At 39.1% G+C, this 16,944-nt stretch carries 24 protein-coding genes; 14 read left to right on the top strand and 10 right to left on the bottom strand.

Annotation, left to right across the window (positions count from 1 at the left end; all coding sequences use genetic code 11):
- Window positions 1-3: 3 nt before the first annotated feature.
- The 4 genes from FB479_RS27695 to FB479_RS27685 all read left to right on the top strand — a co-directional run bounded on the left by FB479_RS27695 (window position 4) and on the right by FB479_RS27685 (window position 1,445).
- Complete coding sequence (locus FB479_RS27695; protein WP_113757350.1) at window positions 4-99, top strand: IS3 family transposase; 96 nt, start codon at window positions 4-6, stop codon at window positions 97-99.
- A 287-nt stretch (window positions 100-386) separates the two neighbouring features.
- The gene (locus FB479_RS31335) at window positions 387-719 is read left to right on the top strand and encodes an RNA polymerase sigma factor (RefSeq protein WP_142067412.1); all 333 of its coding nucleotides are present in this window, start codon (window positions 387-389) and stop codon (window positions 717-719) included.
- Complete coding sequence (locus FB479_RS30665; RefSeq protein ID WP_185746432.1) at window positions 662-877, top strand: hypothetical protein; 216 nt, start codon at window positions 662-664, stop codon at window positions 875-877. The genes FB479_RS31335 and FB479_RS30665 overlap by 58 nt, the downstream gene beginning before the upstream one ends.
- Before the next feature lie 127 nt (window positions 878-1,004).
- Entirely contained in the window at window positions 1,005-1,445 is a 441-nt protein-coding gene (locus FB479_RS27685) for a hypothetical protein (protein WP_142067411.1), read from the top strand.
- 49 nt (window positions 1,446-1,494) lie between these two features.
- Here the strand turns inward: FB479_RS27685 and FB479_RS27680 are convergent, their stop codons facing one another.
- Complete coding sequence (locus FB479_RS27680; protein WP_255438745.1) at window positions 1,495-1,875, bottom strand: hypothetical protein; 381 nt, start codon at window positions 1,873-1,875, stop codon at window positions 1,495-1,497.
- 639 nt (window positions 1,876-2,514) lie between these two features.
- Here FB479_RS27680 and FB479_RS27675 point away from each other — a divergent pair.
- Complete coding sequence (locus tag FB479_RS27675; protein WP_142067410.1) at window positions 2,515-2,742, top strand: hypothetical protein; 228 nt, start codon at window positions 2,515-2,517, stop codon at window positions 2,740-2,742.
- Between the two features lie 2 nt (window positions 2,743-2,744).
- On the top strand, window positions 2,745-3,086 hold the full coding sequence (locus tag FB479_RS27670) for a YolD-like family protein (RefSeq protein ID WP_142067409.1): 342 nt from the start codon (window positions 2,745-2,747) through the stop codon (window positions 3,084-3,086).
- 90 nt (window positions 3,087-3,176) lie between these two features.
- Here the strand turns inward: FB479_RS27670 and FB479_RS27665 are convergent, their stop codons facing one another.
- The 4 genes from FB479_RS27665 to FB479_RS31330 form a co-directional block, all read right to left on the bottom strand.
- Window positions 3,177-3,686 (bottom strand): hypothetical protein, encoded by a 510-nt coding sequence (locus FB479_RS27665; RefSeq protein WP_142067408.1) that lies wholly within the window; start codon window positions 3,684-3,686, stop codon window positions 3,177-3,179.
- Window positions 3,687-4,202: a DUF4760 domain-containing protein gene (locus tag FB479_RS27660; RefSeq protein ID WP_142067407.1), complete on the bottom strand. Its 516-nt coding sequence runs from the start codon at window positions 4,200-4,202 to the stop codon at window positions 3,687-3,689.
- Between the two features lie 365 nt (window positions 4,203-4,567).
- Window positions 4,568-5,167 (bottom strand): hypothetical protein, encoded by a 600-nt coding sequence (locus FB479_RS27655; protein ID WP_142067406.1) that lies wholly within the window; start codon window positions 5,165-5,167, stop codon window positions 4,568-4,570.
- A 34-nt stretch (window positions 5,168-5,201) separates the two neighbouring features.
- Window positions 5,202-5,765: an IS3 family transposase gene (locus FB479_RS31330; protein WP_370511712.1), complete on the bottom strand. Its 564-nt coding sequence runs from the start codon at window positions 5,763-5,765 to the stop codon at window positions 5,202-5,204.
- Between the two features lie 136 nt (window positions 5,766-5,901).
- Here FB479_RS31330 and FB479_RS27645 point away from each other — a divergent pair, with 136 nt between their 5' ends.
- Both FB479_RS27645 and FB479_RS27640 read left to right on the top strand, forming a co-directional pair.
- Complete coding sequence (locus FB479_RS27645; protein WP_142067405.1) at window positions 5,902-6,450, top strand: hypothetical protein; 549 nt, start codon at window positions 5,902-5,904, stop codon at window positions 6,448-6,450.
- A gap of 204 nt (window positions 6,451-6,654) precedes the next feature.
- The gene (locus tag FB479_RS27640; protein ID WP_370511711.1) at window positions 6,655-7,395 is read left to right on the top strand and encodes an ATP-dependent DNA ligase; all 741 of its coding nucleotides are present in this window, start codon (window positions 6,655-6,657) and stop codon (window positions 7,393-7,395) included.
- A 143-nt stretch (window positions 7,396-7,538) separates the two neighbouring features.
- On the opposite strand, the gene FB479_RS27635 is transcribed toward FB479_RS27640, so the two are convergent.
- Window positions 7,539-8,384 carry a discoidin domain-containing protein gene (locus tag FB479_RS27635; protein ID WP_142067404.1) on the bottom strand — a complete coding sequence of 282 codons (846 nt, stop codon included), beginning with the start codon at window positions 8,382-8,384 and terminating at the stop codon, window positions 7,539-7,541.
- Window positions 8,385-8,683: 299 nt separating this feature from the next.
- Window positions 8,684-9,376, bottom strand: a complete 693-nt coding sequence (locus FB479_RS27630; RefSeq protein ID WP_142067403.1) for a hypothetical protein — start codon at window positions 9,374-9,376, stop codon at window positions 8,684-8,686.
- 108 nt (window positions 9,377-9,484) lie between these two features.
- Here FB479_RS27630 and FB479_RS27625 point away from each other — a divergent pair, with 108 nt between their 5' ends.
- Window positions 9,485-10,258 (top strand): M23 family metallopeptidase, encoded by a 774-nt coding sequence (locus FB479_RS27625; RefSeq protein WP_142067402.1) that lies wholly within the window; start codon window positions 9,485-9,487, stop codon window positions 10,256-10,258.
- Window positions 10,259-10,500: 242 nt separating this feature from the next.
- Here the strand turns inward: FB479_RS27625 and FB479_RS27620 are convergent, their stop codons facing one another.
- The 3 genes from FB479_RS27620 to FB479_RS31110 all read right to left on the bottom strand — a co-directional run bounded on the left by FB479_RS27620 (window position 10,501) and on the right by FB479_RS31110 (window position 11,626).
- Complete coding sequence (locus FB479_RS27620; protein ID WP_185746430.1) at window positions 10,501-10,974, bottom strand: hypothetical protein; 474 nt, start codon at window positions 10,972-10,974, stop codon at window positions 10,501-10,503.
- Entirely contained in the window at window positions 10,907-11,068 is a 162-nt protein-coding gene (locus FB479_RS31325) for a putative holin-like toxin (protein WP_221629588.1), read from the bottom strand. Before FB479_RS31325 ends, FB479_RS27620 begins: the two co-directional genes overlap by 68 nt.
- 429 nt (window positions 11,069-11,497) lie before the next feature.
- Window positions 11,498-11,626, bottom strand: coding sequence for a hypothetical protein (locus FB479_RS31110; RefSeq protein WP_255438744.1), 129 nt, complete (start codon window positions 11,624-11,626; stop codon window positions 11,498-11,500).
- Window positions 11,627-11,806: 180 nt separating this feature from the next.
- Here FB479_RS31110 and FB479_RS27615 point away from each other — a divergent pair, with 180 nt between their 5' ends.
- The 5 genes from FB479_RS27615 (at window position 11,807) to FB479_RS27590 (ending at window position 16,932) form a co-directional block, all read left to right on the top strand.
- Entirely contained in the window at window positions 11,807-12,052 is a 246-nt protein-coding gene (locus FB479_RS27615; protein WP_142067400.1) for a YolD-like family protein, read from the top strand.
- A 988-nt stretch (window positions 12,053-13,040) separates the two neighbouring features.
- Window positions 13,041-13,634: a YdeI/OmpD-associated family protein gene (locus tag FB479_RS27605; protein ID WP_106653789.1), complete on the top strand. Its 594-nt coding sequence runs from the start codon at window positions 13,041-13,043 to the stop codon at window positions 13,632-13,634.
- Window positions 13,635-13,760: 126 nt separating this feature from the next.
- Complete coding sequence (locus FB479_RS27600) at window positions 13,761-14,336, top strand: sigma-70 family RNA polymerase sigma factor (RefSeq protein ID WP_106653790.1); 576 nt, start codon at window positions 13,761-13,763, stop codon at window positions 14,334-14,336.
- Window positions 14,326-15,387: a hypothetical protein gene (locus FB479_RS27595; RefSeq protein WP_185746429.1), complete on the top strand. Its 1,062-nt coding sequence runs from the start codon at window positions 14,326-14,328 to the stop codon at window positions 15,385-15,387. Before FB479_RS27600 ends, FB479_RS27595 begins: the two co-directional genes overlap by 11 nt.
- Window positions 15,388-15,555: 168 nt before the next feature.
- Window positions 15,556-16,932: a YcdB/YcdC domain-containing protein gene (locus tag FB479_RS27590; RefSeq protein WP_142067399.1), complete on the top strand. Its 1,377-nt coding sequence runs from the start codon at window positions 15,556-15,558 to the stop codon at window positions 16,930-16,932.
- Window positions 16,933-16,944: the final 12 nt, after the last annotated feature.

The raw sequence follows: 16,944 nt of genomic DNA, 5'->3' as shown, positions 1-16,944 counted from the left end.
GCCATTGAAAAATACATTTGGTTTTATAACCATGAACGGTTCCAGAAAAAATTAAACCAGTGTGCCCCGGTTGAATACCGAAACACACTGGCTGCGTAGGCTTTTTTAATTGTGTCTACTTGACAGGGGTAAGACCACAAGGAGGGCTTTTCTATTTGTCTTAAAATGTAATTTGAAAGCATTTAACAATACAATTGCTTACAGAAGTTTACATGACAGGAGGATTCAGCAAGGAAGCTAGATCATTTAGTAAAATGGATAAAGTAGATCCGGACGTGCCAGCGTGAATCTGGCACGTTTATTTTTTTGTTTAAAAACCGAACGTACGATCTTGTTTTTGGTTTTGTGGTTGTGAAACTCAACTAATTTAAAAAGTAGGTGAGCGTTTGACGAAAGAGGAATGCAGAATAATTTTGCGACGCATTGCCTGGAACCTGAACTATCGAGAAAGAAAGAGGTTGCGTAATGAATGCCCGATTCTGGACGACTTTGGCAGGCATCTGGGCACGGTTAATCACGACGGAAGCCTTTATGTAGAAGAGTTGTTACGGCAACTATCCAATGAAAAGGAAAGGCACGTTATACGCAAGATCGTCTTAGAAGGCTTCACAGCAAAAGAGGTCGGAGAAAGCTTAAAAATGGGGGAAAGAGGCGTGAATCAATGCAAAAATCGGAGTCTAAAGAAACTACACAATTATGTAATCACGCATTCAGTTTAATGGTCGACCGAGCAAAAAGTGGAGATAACGAAGCGTTAATAAGGGTTTTGGAAGAAATGCAATCTGAAATTGACTCCCTAGCTGGTTTTCTTAAGCTCCCAAAAGAAGAGGGAATTCAAGAGATTACGACACGGTTTATTGAGAAAATCAGGGGATGAAAAATTCTTTGTGATTTTTTAAGTAAAGCTGTTCCGTTTTACCCCTGTTTTTTTCCTAGATAGGTGAAAGCGACAATGACCGGTCAAACACTGTTGCTTATCTATTAAACTAAAAGGAGAATGTATAATGGCACGAAAAACTCACTATGTACCAGGAACAAACATTACCTTCACAATGAAGCCAGGAAGCGTTCATATTGACAATGACTCTTATCTTCGAACTGTACTAGATAATGAGGTAATGACAGGGAAAGAAATTGCAAGAGAAATTAAAGATATTTACTACGATGTGTATGGTGTAAATCTTGATATTTCTACGAAATCTCTCGCAATTGAAATTTTAGGTCACGTATATCCAGGTGAAGTTGCCAAATTTGTTAAGGCAGAGTTTGATCCTCCTAAGTGGGTCATTAGAGAACTTGATGAAATAGTTCGTCGAACAAAAGTAATTGATTGTGGGGAGGATAATGAAGGAAGCGAAGACGGCAACCGTCAACTTTGGGATTTCTTAGCTAAACTTTTTGATACCCTAGGTTCCATGGTGACAATCCCATTTCCGGGAATGTAAACAAATCAGAAGAACGTTCACTTCTATTGGGAAGTGAACGTTCTTTGTATTAGGAAAGTATTTTAGATGATACTGATGTACGTTTAGCATCAAAAAATAAAACTAAAAAAATTAATGCACTACAAATAAATCCGGTAATAGTAATAATGGTATCGTATTCGTGATAATTGTTGATTAATGATTGAGTCATAGAAAAGCCCCAAAGAAGTGTAGGAAAGAAGAGTAAATAATATAACTTGTTTCCAGGAATTATTTTAACGTAAAAGATAGTAATGGTTGTAGAGACGAGAATAGTAAGAACTACACTTTTCATCTCATCATAAGTAATGTTTATAGGCATATCACTGGAAAGAAGCATCATTTTGCACCAAAGTAAAAAGAACCATATAGCTATGACGCCATTAGCACAGAATATTAAAAGTTTTTTCATCATTTTCCCTCCTGATAAAGACGTGTTGTAACCGTGAATTTTTTTCAATTAGGTAACCACTTATTTGTTATGACGCAATAAAACGGAAAAAGTTTCAAGTTAATGGGAATATAATCCATTGTACAGCGGATTGACCTGCTTTATTCAAAAATCATAAGGAATTTTTTTGTTATACCTCTTTACCTTAGTTAAGTATTTGATAGATCAGAGGGTATGAGTTACATGCCTTTAATTAGAAGGAAGGAGGAAGCATTAGTATTTTTATTGCCGCATTTGTACAAGCCTTGAAATCGAGAAAAGGATGACGACCGTGATTACTTTCAGCAGCTTAGAAGAATTATAAGCTTATATTCAAGGTAATGTTATGACCACATCAGGGGTGCTCGACTATCTTAAAATTAGTCGTCCTGGACTAAACGTGGTAAGCTCGCACCCCCAAAAGAAGAAAAGGCTACTCATTTATTCTTTCGTGCAGATGTGGAAGCAAGAAAACGTGAGGCAGATGAACTCAAAAAAAGTATCGTCCTTATGATTGAACCCTGGCAGAAATATTTGCGGGGGACTTTTTTTATTTGCACGTTCGAAATCTGTTCGCATATAACACAAATAAATGTTCTTGTTTTTGCAGGAGTGGTTACTATGGCCTTATCTAATATTGAACGTAAGGTACTTCGGATTATAGGAAATTACTATGCGATGAAACCGAAGCCTCCGAGCATTGACGTAATATGCGTAAAGACTGGACGAAGCCGCGAAGAAGTAATGGCGGTACTAGAAGTATTATCCGGTGAAGAATACATCGATTGGCAGAAGGCGGAACCTGACAAGATGGAAGTATTTGAGACGTGGGTGCGAAAGGGACGGTAATAATGGCAAAGAAAATCGATAATTTATTCGGCTCATCTCGGTTTGTATTACCGGAACAGCGCGAGCTCTATCTGCAAATGAAGGAAGACGACAAACTCGTACCTATGCCTATCCTTGAGCAGGATGAGCTTGAATCGTTTCATTACCAACTTAGAGATGCTGGAAGAGAAAATTATGCTGTCGCGATTACTTGGTGGATAGGCAAGAAGAATAGCATCGGAACTACTTGCAGGATGTGGGGAAAAGTTGAGTGGATAGATACGAATATCAGAAAGGTAAAACTGCTTACAGATGAAGATGTTCAATGGATACCCATGGATACCATTATTGATGTTAGAAGCTAGGAGGGGTAATCGATGGCAAAGGCAACCACACCTACAATAACACTAGAATAATAAAAAGTCATGTTTCCACATGACTTCAAATAGATTTTTCTAGTTTGTTATTATTGAATCACTTTTTATTTTCAAACTGGATGCAGAGCCTGGTTTCTCTTCTTGCTGTTCAATAGGAGGAGGATTATTACCATCAACCTTTAGTGAACTTATCCAACTGGAGATTTGATCTCTAGCGACAATAAATAAAATTATTATTAAAAATGAATAGATAAAATTTGATATCAGATTTACCCCCACAGTTAGCCAAAAACCATTGTTCTTTTTCTTAAAATCTTGATAATATTTCTCCTCAAGTTTTTGATAATAATCCCGCGCCGCAATTACATAGTTCTCCATATTTGAGTTGTTAAGTAGTGTATCTCGAATATCGTCTAATTGATTTTGAGTTAATGGCTGGTTATTGTTAGCTTGTATTTTGCTTTCGATTGAACTTATATAACTTTCAGAATATTTCCTTATTACAAAATCTCTTTCTGTTTGTGACACTGTTCTATCACTAACATTATCACAGAATTCATTTATTTTTTTGAAGGTGTGGTTATCCACTTAAATACCCACCTTCCATTTTAATTTGGCCGGATTTTTGGAATCCCATTTTTTAAGGAGAAACTCAAGAGGTAGAAAAGTTTCGTCGTTATAGTCTCTACCTCTTCTAGCTAATCTGAGGCGTTTATAGCAAGCTCTCATATCATGCTCATAGTTCACTCGCACAACATTTTCATCAAAAATGTTTTTATCGACCCCGCTTGCAATGTTATTGAAATACTTCAAAATACTAAACAATTGAGTAGCGTAATCATGCAATTCATCCATTAGCTTTTGCTCGTGATTTTCATTTCCATAAAAATTGCCACTCTCATAAGTATGGATAACAAGCTCTATGTTGAATAATATTTTGTCAATTTCAGCTGTCATTGCTCTATTTGAATCAATAAATTTCTGTGTAAATTCTATTTTTTTAAAAGAAAAGTGGCGATTTACATACAAAGAGATATATAAAAAAACAAAGGCAATACAACACAACAAATATAACATAAAGAATGCTGTTTCAAATTGAATCATTTCACTGCTCCCTTCTTTTCTCTCAAGCTAAAGGGGGGACAAGTTTTATTCTTGAATAGTAATAACAACATTAGCTTTAGAGTTTTCAGTACCTTGATATCCTCCAAGTATAAGTATTAATCCGAGCTAAAAAACACTACAAAAAACTTACTGCGCATCCCACATGACTCCTAACGTCCAGATTACCACAATTATACAATGGGTATATAGAACTATACTAGAAGAACATTAGGAGGTCTCTACGTAAGCTACCTTTTCTACGTTGAATGTTTAATGGTTGCACAAGTATATGTACGGTGATCCTTGGAAAGAGCAGAGGTTTGCTTGGGATTGATTGGGAGAAAAAAGAGGCGGGAAACCGCCTCTTAATTCTTTTCAAATGAAATAATTTTGCATGCTACTCTTCGACCAGGACCACCAACAGCTTCACCATATGTATCTACTTCAATTCTGGAGAATACAGTTTGCATAATTACTTTCTTGTGGTCAAGCTCAAGATGTGGCCAGTTTTCCTTTATGCTCTGTGCAAATGTCATGACATCTTGTTTTGAAAGCTTATGTATCGTTTTTTCCATAGATGTTTTCATGGGGGAACTGCTGGGCTGGCTCCTTTTTCCGATGATCTGGGTTAACTTTGGATAGCAGACGAAGAGAAACAGTTGGCTTACGATAAAGTTGCCCATTGTAAAAAACTTCTTATTCGTTGATGGAACGCCGTGTGCGATGAAAGTCGTCCGCACGGTGTAGGCTCGAACGAAAATCCTCAGAAAGAGAAGGGTATAAGTCGAGAATAGCGTTGTACCAATTTCAGATTTGAAGGTGAATGGAGCATCCCCATCAGCTGTTGTCCTTGGATTCAGTAAAGCTGAAGGTGCGACTAGCGTCGTTTTGATGTAGTCAATTGATGGTGGAAATAACTGGGCACCAACAAATTTGCATTTAGAAAAAAACTCAACAATGGTCATAACCCTGTCAAGTAGACTGCCTAAAAACCCATAGTTACGCGGCGATCGCTTTCCGATACTCAATCGGGGAACGGTCGCCTAGTTTTTTCTGAAAACGACTCTGATTATAAAATGCAATGTATGTTTCAACAGATTGATTTAATTCCTCAAATGATTTTGCCGAGCATCGATACATCATTTCTGTCTTCAGATGAAAAAAGAATGACTCGATACAGGCATTATCCAGGCAATTTCCCCGTCTCGAATGACTTCCTAGTACTCCGTACTCACCCAAACGTTTATTGTAGTGTCTGGAAGTGTATTGAAAACCTTGGTCCGAATGTAGGACGGAACCGTTCATCTCTCTTCCCTTACAAAGACTATCTACGGTGCTCATCACGAGTGACAAATCGTTTTGGGAAGAGACATGCCAAGCAACGATTTCGTTATTAAACAGATCCTGCACAGCAGATAGATAAAAAAATCGTTCTCCGACTCGTAGATAGGTGATGTCGGTTACCAGCTTCTTTAGAGGTGCTTCTGCTTTAAACAGTCTTTCCAGACGATCCGGGTTTACAACTGATGCCTGTCTACCGAAGAATCGCCTTTTTTTACGAATTACTGAGAGTAATAAAGTTATTACACTATATCCATATGGTTGGAATGAAGTAGAATAAATTTGGGTAATAAAAGTAGTCCCAGTTAAATAACTGGGACTACTTTTTCAAAAAATTTTCATTTTGGGGGAACATCAGATGTTTAGTGTTCACACATATTTATTAAAGCCGAATAGAGCCATAGGTTTAGAGCTCAATATTGACCATGTGAACAAAGATATTATTCTGGAAAAGGTTGATCATTCATTTGTAGATATTTGTAATGAGAACGAAGTTAAACACTATTTCGAAACGTATACTAAATTTTTTCGAGAAGCAATAGTAATAAAAAATAGGGATACAATTATCTTCAATTATACATATTATGACTTAAACCTGTGGATATCTTTCTGTACTTTAATTGAGAACTTTCTACTTAATAATGAGAAGGCAACGGAAGAAACAATTCACTTCCAAGCCAACATTTCACTAGAGAGCAAAGGTATTGATAAGGTATTATTTACTGTAACTAAGAAGAATAAAGTTCAAGTGGAAATGGAACTTCCAAGACAAGAATTTCTTTTTTCTTTAGTTAATGGCGGATTAGATTATTACACTACAATGGGTCGTTATGGGCACAAAGATGAATCTGTTACTAGAATGCATACTCGTTTTAGCAAACTTGTACAGCAACTTGAGAAATGCTAAGACGTGAATAACTAAAAATTAATTCCCCAGCGTAAATATACTTTAATTAGTCATGGGCCGTTTTTTTACGTTGAGGACCTTATTAGTGTGACGAAGTAATTGTAAATATCTGATTGTTGAGTATATCAGTGCTAAAAAGACCAATAACCTTACATTTTCTCCTCGACGTGTTCGTCGGGGATTTTTTAGTACTGAGGTGACAGTATGTTTATATTCCCAATGCTGCTTGAACAGGCAGATAAGCCATTTTCGGACGGACGATACATTTTCGAGCCAAAGATAGATGGCCACCGCCTAATCCTTTCACGAAGTAACGGCGAGACACGCCTTAACACAAGACACAATAATGATGTCACGGCGAAGGACCCTGAACTCATAACAGGTGGCACTGACATGATACTGGAGGACGGTGAGTTGGCGGTCATGGACCCGGATACGGGTATTCCGGACTTCGAGCTAACTATGCAGCGATTCCAGTCGAATCGATTGCGGCTGCCAATTTCCCACGTTGTATTCGATATCCTACATTATGATGGATCTGACCTTAGAGGGCTGACTCTAATGGAGCGCAAAGTTGTCCTAGACCGGGCAATAACTGATACCCCAACCATGAGCAAAATCGCGTACATTGATGGTCGAGGCGAGGACTTATGGGACGCAATTGTTGCCAGAGATATGGAGGGAATAGTCCCTAAGCGCAAAGACGGGAGATACCATGTAGATAAGCGAACGGATGACTTCTTAAAGATCATCAACTATAGCTATGTTGACGTTCATATCGCAGGTTATCGCAAAGGTGAATTTGGATGGCTGGCCCATGTGAACGGACGACCTGCAGGTGTCATTGAGCTTGGTGTTCCGCCTACTCACAAGCAGGCGTTTTACGGAGTAGCAAAATCAATAATCACTGGTGAGGATCGTGATTATGTTTACATCCAGCCTTAGATTAAAGCACGCGTCAAAATGCGGAACTGGACAAAGAGCGGCATGCTTCGATCGCCTGTGTTTGTCGACTTTATTCTTGCAGCATAGATCAGCGTTTTTAAAAATTTGAGGCACCTTCCTGTTACAGGAGGTGCCTCGGCATGTTATTTGGTATACTCCATGACTTCAAAGGATTGAATCTTGCTGAATGCTACATAATCTTTTCGAGAGGTAAATGGTCCCTTGTTAAAGTCCTTATCGAACATGTATGTTTCTTTGCCACGTCCGTCTGCACGTCCATCATACCAGTCAATGAAGTCTTTTACTTCAGATGCAGTTAAATCAAATTCTTTTTCAAGTCCACTGATCATTTTAATAACAAGAAGTGCATTATCACCAGTTGGCTCTGGTTGAGGATCAGGGTCTGGCGTTGTTTTGATTTTCTCCATCATTTCCATTTCCCCAATTACAGCAACGCCATTACCGTCTCCAGGAATGTCAGTGATGTTGATTCGATACTTGTTATAAGCAGTTGAATTTTCGAACATAAATTCTCTTTTTTCTCCAGCCGGCCAATCAGAAACATTTGTACGAGTATCTAATGTTACCCATTCAGAATTTAATGCGTCATAACCTTGAAATTCCCAGCTTCTTGGCATATACGGGAACTGAATAATAGTTCCTTGAATTTCAGCTTTTAGAGTATATTTTGAAATCACTTTAGGAGTGCTAAATTCGAAAGAATGCCAGTGTGGTAAGTTTGTTTCTGCTGCTGCCCAGCCTATTATTTCGGATGAAGCATCATTAAAGGCTTTATAAGCTAGATACTCACTGGAGTACTCCGAATCAGCTGTAATGGTTCCAGAAGGAGATGTATAATCAGTCATCGTTGGTATTAAATCGTCGCTATATTTCTCTTCCGCATGACCGATGTTCTGACCCGAAAATATTACAGAAAAGATAAGGGCAAAGCTAAAGAATTGCTTGCTGAACTTCTTTGTTAAAATCATGATGATCCTCCTCGAACTGTAAAAAATAGATAATAGATCAAATCACCATTGAAATATATTACAGTTCGTTGATTTGAGCAAAACATTAAAAGCAATAAATTCAAATCAAAGGAACAGTCAGTGAAAATGTTCAAATTGTGTTCAAGAAATAGCTAACCCGTCCCTGTTTTGAGGAGACGGGTTTTTTACTGTGATTCGTATCAGGAATCTGCGGGTACACGAAATAAATACTTTACTTGACCGAGATTTCAGAAAGTGGAAACTTTATTTCCCTTTTAAGCAGTATAACGTACATAGGTTTACTTTGTATCGACCGATTTCATGTCGATCATCTCCAAAATTTCATCGTAAGTCATTTTTTTGATTACATTATAGTCAAGTGCCCTAAGTATAAATTCACGACGTAATCTCTCTTGTTCATTTTTAGGCTCAGGAAGATTTTCTCCTGTAGCTATAGTGTTAAAACGAGGATTAAAAGTTTCCATGTAGTCGTCTGCGTTAAGTTCAACCCGTACTTCTTTGGTCGTACCGTCTTTTAGTGTTAGAAGGTAACTTGCTTTCACGAGATAACCGTCATTATTGGGGTTTCTCTCTGCCATAATATTTTTAATACTAACTTCTTTTGCGGGGAGTGTGCCTTGTTTCTGCATATCCAAGTATGTTGCGAGCTCTTTGTGGGTTGTAGATAATTCGCTCCTTACTTGTTCTTTTTCGTCTGGACGTAAATTCCAAGTGAGATAAAAATATGTATTCCATAGATCCTCTTCATTCTTTTGTGTAAATAAATGATGCCATTCGATTGCTAGTATTTCTGTCATTCGACTTAAGGTAGAGTCGTGGTTCTCTAACCGATCAAGAATTTCCAACTTTTTACTATATTCTACGGGCGTAGGATGAGGACTTTCCGGTTTTGCTACTGCATTGTTACTAGTCGAACAGCCAACTAACGAAACGGCAGAAAGCAAAATGAATAACTTTAACTTTTTGTACACTTAAATTACCACCTTTTCCAATATTTATACAAATTAATTGAAAATTTGACAAACAAATACTATAATCATACTGGTAATAATATACCATAAAATGAAAGGAGTGGAAGCGTGAGGAAAATAAGGGCAGGTATTCTTGGTTTAGCTCTCGCGGTATCAACTGTAGTTAGTGCTGGCAATGGAACAGCTTACGCAGAAGGGATAAATCCATACGACGATTTTAACTGGAGTTGGGTTACTACTGATAGTGAATTAAGTAGGGGATATTCTAAAAGTCATAAAGGAATGGATATTGCAGTAAATAAAGAGCCTGTATACAGTCCACAAAAAGGAACCGTATTAAGTGCAGGTTATTGGACAAGTGCAGGCAATTATGTGGCAATTGAAACAAGAGACAAGGACCCTGACACGAATACTAAACTAGTAATTAGGTTTCTTCATTTAAAATCCAAATCTGTATCTACGGGTGATTCTGTGAAGAAAGGAGAAGAAATTGCGGTATCAGGAAATACTGGTACAGATACTACTGGTCCTCATTTGCATATCGATATAAATAATGAAGGGGAGTATGACGGGAAGGATATTACCTATTCAAATACAATAGACCCTAAATACTTCTGGCCTCACTACTTTGATGGCCCGACCTTTGCGCCACACGAAGAGCATCAAACCGAAGAGCATCATACGGAAGATGAATTATTACGTAAATTTGACAGTGCAGAATACTTTTTTGAAGACACCCTTATAAATTATGTAGGGGAAGAAGAATTTATGAAGTGGATTAATTCACAACCGTTGGAAGATCAAACCGTACCAAATTTTAAAAAGGCTTTTAATATCTCTGATGAAAAAGAAATGAAATTAAAGCAACAAGCTAGGGAATAGCCGCAGAAATTAGATAACCCAATGTTAAATGACAACCCGTCCCTGTTTTGAGGAGACGGGTTTGATTGTTTAATAATCTCTTAATGGTTACATGAGGATATGTACGGTGATCCTTGGAAAGAGCAGAGGTTTGCTTGGGATTGATTGGGGAAAAGAGGCGGTGATTATCCGCCTCTTTTTTTATTTTGTCCTGGTCCACCTACGGCTATTTCAGAAAACAGCGTATGCATAATACTCAGCTGTTACTTTAGCACAATATCCTTTTTCCATACCAATTTTTGATTTGCTTCGTTTTTAAAAGTGAGCGTTAGGACACCCTTCTGACCCTTCATCTTTTGAGCATCATAATGAAAACTGTGTATCTGCAAGGAGCCGCCGATCGTAAATTTAGGTTCATTACTCTCGGAAAAATCGTTTTTCACAGCTTGTTCAACTGTATTCAGAATCGTTTTCTCATTTGATTTCCATTCCATCTTCTCCAGTGTGTAACCTTTTGGGAATTTGTCTAAGTAAAAAGTAAACGAATCTTTATTCATTGGATTTGTAGCATCTTGATCGACGGTCACGCCGATCATCTTGTTGTTAATGGCATACACAGAGTACTGCTCTTTCGTATTTTTTGGTGTATTTTTTGGTGCAATCCATGCCTCACCTGTTCCAACCATCTTTTGTTCTACAGTTGGACTTGGATTTTTTACCGCAGCCGCTACAGGCATTTCTGGCAGTGACGATAGATACAACCAGCCCCAGCAATGCGATAATCAACATGCCGAAACCAATCATAAGCTCTAACCTAACCTCCACAGGCATCATCTCTCTTCCCGGAGGATAGCTGAACGTCCTTTCAAGCCTATTCCATTGTGCAGGATTAGCGTACCAATTATTTCCAACGATGAGAGGTAATTCACTTCGCCCAAGCGATCCTCCTCCATTATTTCGTGTGTATTATCAGTAAATGCAGATTCGGGTAAACACCTTGTTTCAGTAGTATGACAAAAAACCTCGGAGCCTTTCGTGTAAGACAATAAGCTTTCAAACAATCATGAAAGCCCACTGTTTCTTTTTGATTTTTGCGGGGATGCAGCTTGGGATGTGGGGTGTAGTCAAATGGATTAACCAACAGGCGCGACGTATCAAGCGAAAACATGGCATCATGCAATCGGGAGAGAGCCAATAACGTTATGTAGGGGGTCCATCACAACATGCTCAGATGGACCCGCTTTATCGTTTTAGTAAGTCTTAATCGTCAAGATCGTTTCGAATCTCTCTAAGCCTTTGTAGTGCTTCCCGTAGGGCTTCAATTGCATCTTCGAGGATACGTTCCACTTGTCTAATTTGTTTCGCTTCATTATTGTTTTGGTTTCCCATACTCTATCCCTCCTTTACAAATAACTGGCGATTAACAAGTGTACAAACAGAACTTGTTCTATCGCTAAAATAATGCTATGTGAAAAGTTGTCCGCCCGTGCGTTAGGGGGACAAGATTGGGTGACAAGGTATTAATTTTGATGCATAAGTTTAGAAAGAAGAGGATCTAGGGGGAATGACATGGCAAAAGCATCTACACTAAAAAGACCTACTCGAGAAGAGTTTGAATTAGAAGAATTGGGAAATCAGCTCGTTGAAGCAAAGGATGACGGGGATGAAAGGTCACTGACTGTTTGGGGAATGTCTGAAAAAGTACGCGGGCGAATCACAGTTCTTGCTTCGCGTACAAGGCTAGTTTATGTAGAAGAAAACGGAGCAATTAGGAAGATTCCTTTTCTAGACATTATGAAGGTGAGTTACGAGTAAGGAAGTTTTACCAATATTTATACATGAAATAGCTGCCAAATCAAGCCGATAAAGGTAATGTAATATGAAATCTAGTGTAGATTCTCTTGGGGATAAGGCGTACGACTTAATCTGTGCAGATGGGTCTACGCTATTTTTTGTGGCAAGAGAAGGTATGCATACCTATATATACTTGTAGTAAATAATGAGCTGATAACCTACTATATTGATAAGCACTTTTTTATTCACGTATTACTTCCTGTGTACCCCAATTTGCTAAAAGCAGTTGGGGACTTTTTTGTTTCGAGGTGACAACATGTTTGTTTCTCCGTTGCTATTGGAACAAGTCGATAAACCATTCTTAGAGCCTCGTTCCCCCTGTACCACAACAACTATAATAAATGTACGGTGATCTTTGGAAAGAGCAGAGGTTTGCTTGGGATTGATTAATAATGAAGAGGCGGATCATTTCCGCCTCTTCATTCGTTTTATTTGAGACTTAATTTCGGTTAAACATAATCCGTTCACAAAATACACTGAAACAATCGATAATCAGATGGACTACGGCCCGTCATTCGGCAAAGTCTCAGATAACTGTACGCGTATTTATAATAATGGCCATAAGCTTGTTTCATTTCTACAATAGCATGACCATGCGTAAGGATATGCCCCAACTGCATATCGCCTTTCTCCATTTGCACTGGTCTCTGGAAGTTATGGAGCAAGTCAAGCAAAGTCTCCGGAGTGAGCGGTAATCTTACACCTGTATTTGGTACGCCGGCAGGATCAATGACGATATTCTCTCCATTCACAGTAACATAACCAGGATTCGATTTTTAGCAAGCCCATTTTTTATAGAAATCGATATCCAAATCAATCACCTTCTCAATCTGATAGAGCGTATTCTTTAAAAGAAGGAACCTGAATACATGATGATAGAATAATACAAATACGATAATGTCAAAACTAAAAATTGACATGACACCAACTAGATGAGGGGTGTTCCTTGGTGACAACAAGCAAAACGAATCCTAAGGTTGATGAATTTTTAAACAAGGCAAAAAAGTGGAAGGCTGAATTTGAGAAGCTCAGAAGCATTGTTCTTGACTGTGAGCTGACCGAAGATTTTAAGTGGATGCATCCTTGTTACACGTTTGAGAAAAAAAACATCGTTTTAATACATGGATTTAAAGAATATTGTGCGCTTCTGTTTCAAAAAGGTGCCTTGTTAAAAGATCCAAATGGGATTCTCATTCAACAAACGGAGAATGTACAGGCTGCGCGCCAGATCCGGTTCACTAATGTGGAAGAAATCATGGAAATGGAACCCATTTTGAAGGCCTACATTCATGAAGCGATTGAAGTGGAAAAAGCGGGTTTGGAAGTGAACTTTAAAAAGCATGAAGAATACAGCATTCCTGAAGAATTTCAAAATAAATTAGATGAAATCCCTGCCTTGAAAACTGCTTTTGAAGCATTGACGCCAGGACGGCAAAGAGCCTACCTTCTTCATTTTTCAGCACCCAAGCAAGCCAAAACGCGAGAGTCAAGGGTTGAAAAATGCATGCAGCAAATTCTTGATGGTAAGGGATTACATGATTAATTGAAAGAAGGGGCGGGAATCGACCGTCTCTTTTTCGTTTGCAAAAAAAAATTGAAGAAAACCGAACCTTTTTCCGATCGAGAGACAATATAGGGTGTAAGCTGCTTACTCAGGAGGGCCCTCTGAATGGAAAATGAAGAGATGTATCAATTACTTATAAAAATGAAAGAGGGTGATGAACAGGCATTTCATACGATGTATGATGCCACCTTTCAGGACGTATACCGGACCGTCTCCTTTCTGGTGGATCATAAGCAGGATCGGGAAGATGTCATGAATGAAATCTATATGCAAATGTGGACCTCACTGGCTAATTACGATACGAACCGTCCTTTCCAGTTCTGGCTGCATGGCCTGGTAATCCGTCAAGTGCAGAGATTTCGGGTCAAGAGCTGGAGGAGATTCCGCATTGTTGAACGCATTCGTTCCTTCTCCCACGAAGAGTCTTATTTGGATGAACATACTGCGTTGATGGATGGAACAAACCAAATGATATCCCAGTCCATACGAAAACTGACCGACAAACAGCGGACAGTGATTATCTTCCGCTTTTATCACGATTATACTCTTGAGGAAATTGCGACGTTGCTTGATATTCCGCTGGGTACAGTCAAGTCCAGATATCATGCTGGCCTCCAGGCGCTTCGAAAATACTTAGGGAATCTCCCCCTGGAAAGGATGGAAAAGATCAATGACTATTGAACGCAAAATCCGTGAACATCTGCTTGAAGAGGCAGAAACGATGGAATGCCCGCCGGCCATTTCCAAAAGAATCGAACAATCTTATTCTCACTATTTGCAACGAAAAAGGAGCGGAATAACCATGAAAAAACGATTAATTGGTGGAATTGTTGCTGCTGCGATTTTGATTCCAACCGCAGCATTTGCGGCCCCTGTTGTGATTGACATGCTTACTCGAGCACCAATGACTTCTGAACAAGTCAAGCTGGATGAGGCTGGGAAAGCAACACTTGAGAAGCTGTATCGTGCCATTCCCGAAACAAAATCGTTTGAGATTATTAATGCAAGCTACCTTGGAGACCCCAATGATTCAACCAAAAAGGTCCAACTAAGCATCGTCTTGCAGGAAAAAGGGGGAACTGGCAAAAAGATTACCCTCCATACAAACGGTATTACGGATGAGATTCAAGACCTGACGCAAGAGAATTGGGAGCCTAAGGAGAAACCACTCATTACTTTACCTGATCAGGAAATCAAGGGGAAGGTAGATCAGCTCATTGATCAATTGTACGGCAACATCAAAGATTACGAGGTTGCCATGGAGCAAATGGACAATCCAAATGAGAAAACTTTTATCTTGAATTACACCAAGAAGGGATCAGAGGGAGAGGGTTACCAAGTATTTGTTCAGGGGAATACAATTAGTCTTTCTCCGGTAGCTCCTACACCTTCAAACAGTGAAGTAGAAGGTTATTTCTCCAGAGACGGTAAGCCTGATTATTATGCTGATAATTTTATAAACGATGAAAAACTGTTTGCTCTACTAAAAATGAGCCCGACAGAGTTAAAAGAAGAACTAGCAAAAGGAAAATCTGTTGTGGAGGTTGCAGCATCGAAAAATATCTCGAAACAACAAGTCATTGATGTGATTGCAAGAACACAGGCTGAAGGACAGCTTCAAGATGGAAAAAATAAAGTAACGATCAGCGATGATTTACTGAAACAAATGATGAAAGCAGTTGAACCAAAAGTCGTACAAGTAATTGAACACAAAACGGAAACACAATGGTAGAAATAGCAAGTCAAGGTGGAGGAAAAAGAGGCGGAAACCGTCTCTTTTTTTGTTTTACAAAATATGTATATTGATATAAAGTTAACAAAGAATGGAAAAATATCAAAGTGATGAAATCCGTAATGATCCGATGAAATCAATGGGAATAGATAGAGGAGGAACATGTGTATGAAGCAAAGTAGTACAAAAGGATTTTGGAAACGATTGTCGATTCTCGTTCTTTCATCTTTACTTGTACTAGGCAATATTGCAGATGAGAGTACACTGGTACAGGCAGCTGAGCAAAAATCAGAAAAGATTCTTTCAGAACAAGAGGCTATTGAATACGCCAAGAAATGGGTGACTATTCCCGAAGGTTATGAGTATCGTTATGGAGAATACATCGAACCGTTTGATGACTTTACACCCTATGCGGGATGGAACCTTAGTTGGTATCATTCAGATCAATCAAGTATCATGTATAAAATTCATCCTGTCTCAGGGAACCTGTTAAGCTATCAATATAGTGACAAAGACAGTGAAGCCCCTAGCCCTGCTACAACGAATAGCAAGCAAATTGCTCTTGAGGGAGTATTGCAGTTTCTCACAAAAGTCATTCCTTCTGAGGAACGAGCGAATTTAATAGAGCCAGATGAAGTCGATTACAAGAGCGACGGTACATACTATTTTAAATTTCAGAGAGTAGAAAATGGTATTCCTTTTAAGGACAATTATATCGCTGTAACCACGCGAGGAGACGGAAAGGTTCTGCGATTCTTTCGATTATGGTATGAAGGGGAGTTGCCTGACGCAAGCCAAATCATATCGGAAAAGGAAGCGCGCGAGCTGTTGGAACAAAAAACGGAGCCAACCTTGTATTATAAGAGTTTTTCCAGTGGAGATCATGGGGAGAAATACATGTTGGTCTACGATTACCTACCAACCGATCCGCAAATGGTAGATGCGATCTCAGGCGTGATGATCGATGGCAAAGGGGTGGTGGCGAAACCAAAGAAACCGATCAAGATTTTGAAGGAAATGCCCGCTGCTTCAGCTCCAAAGGCGGCGAGTCATAAAGACGTAGCAATTACCCGTGAGCAGGCGGAGGCAAGCGCAATCCATCTCCTGCAAACGAAGCTCCGTCATCAGTTGGCAGATATTTATATGCTTGATCCACAGCCGTATGATGGAGGTCCGAGGGGGAAGGAGACGAATTGGCGGGACTATAAAGTGCATTTTGGATGGTTGAAAAATGGTATTCTGATTAAGAACGCAAGATTTGAAATAGCTGTCAACTCGTCCTCAGGCAGCAGTATTATAGGGGATAAGCAGCTTACCTCGCCCGTTATTCTCGACAATAACATGCAGAGAGTAGACCTGGCCTTTGCGAAAAAAACGGAGCAAGCCGTGAAAAAATCGCTCGAACTCTACTACTTGCTACCGGATATAGACTTTAACGAGGTAGAGGAACCAAAACCGCGGCTTGTTTACCGCCTCAGCGGAGACAAAGGAGTTGTCGACGCACACACAGGAAAATGGATCAGTTCTTTAATAGGTAAAGAATGAAAAAACGGCCGT

Origin of the sequence: Brevibacillus sp. AG162, assembly GCF_006715575.1 — a bacterium.
Lineage (GTDB): Bacteria > Bacillota > Bacilli > Brevibacillales > Brevibacillaceae > Brevibacillus > Brevibacillus brevis.
The sequence above is the reverse complement of the archived record's forward strand: the minus strand, read 5'-3'. Positions and strand labels throughout refer to the sequence as shown.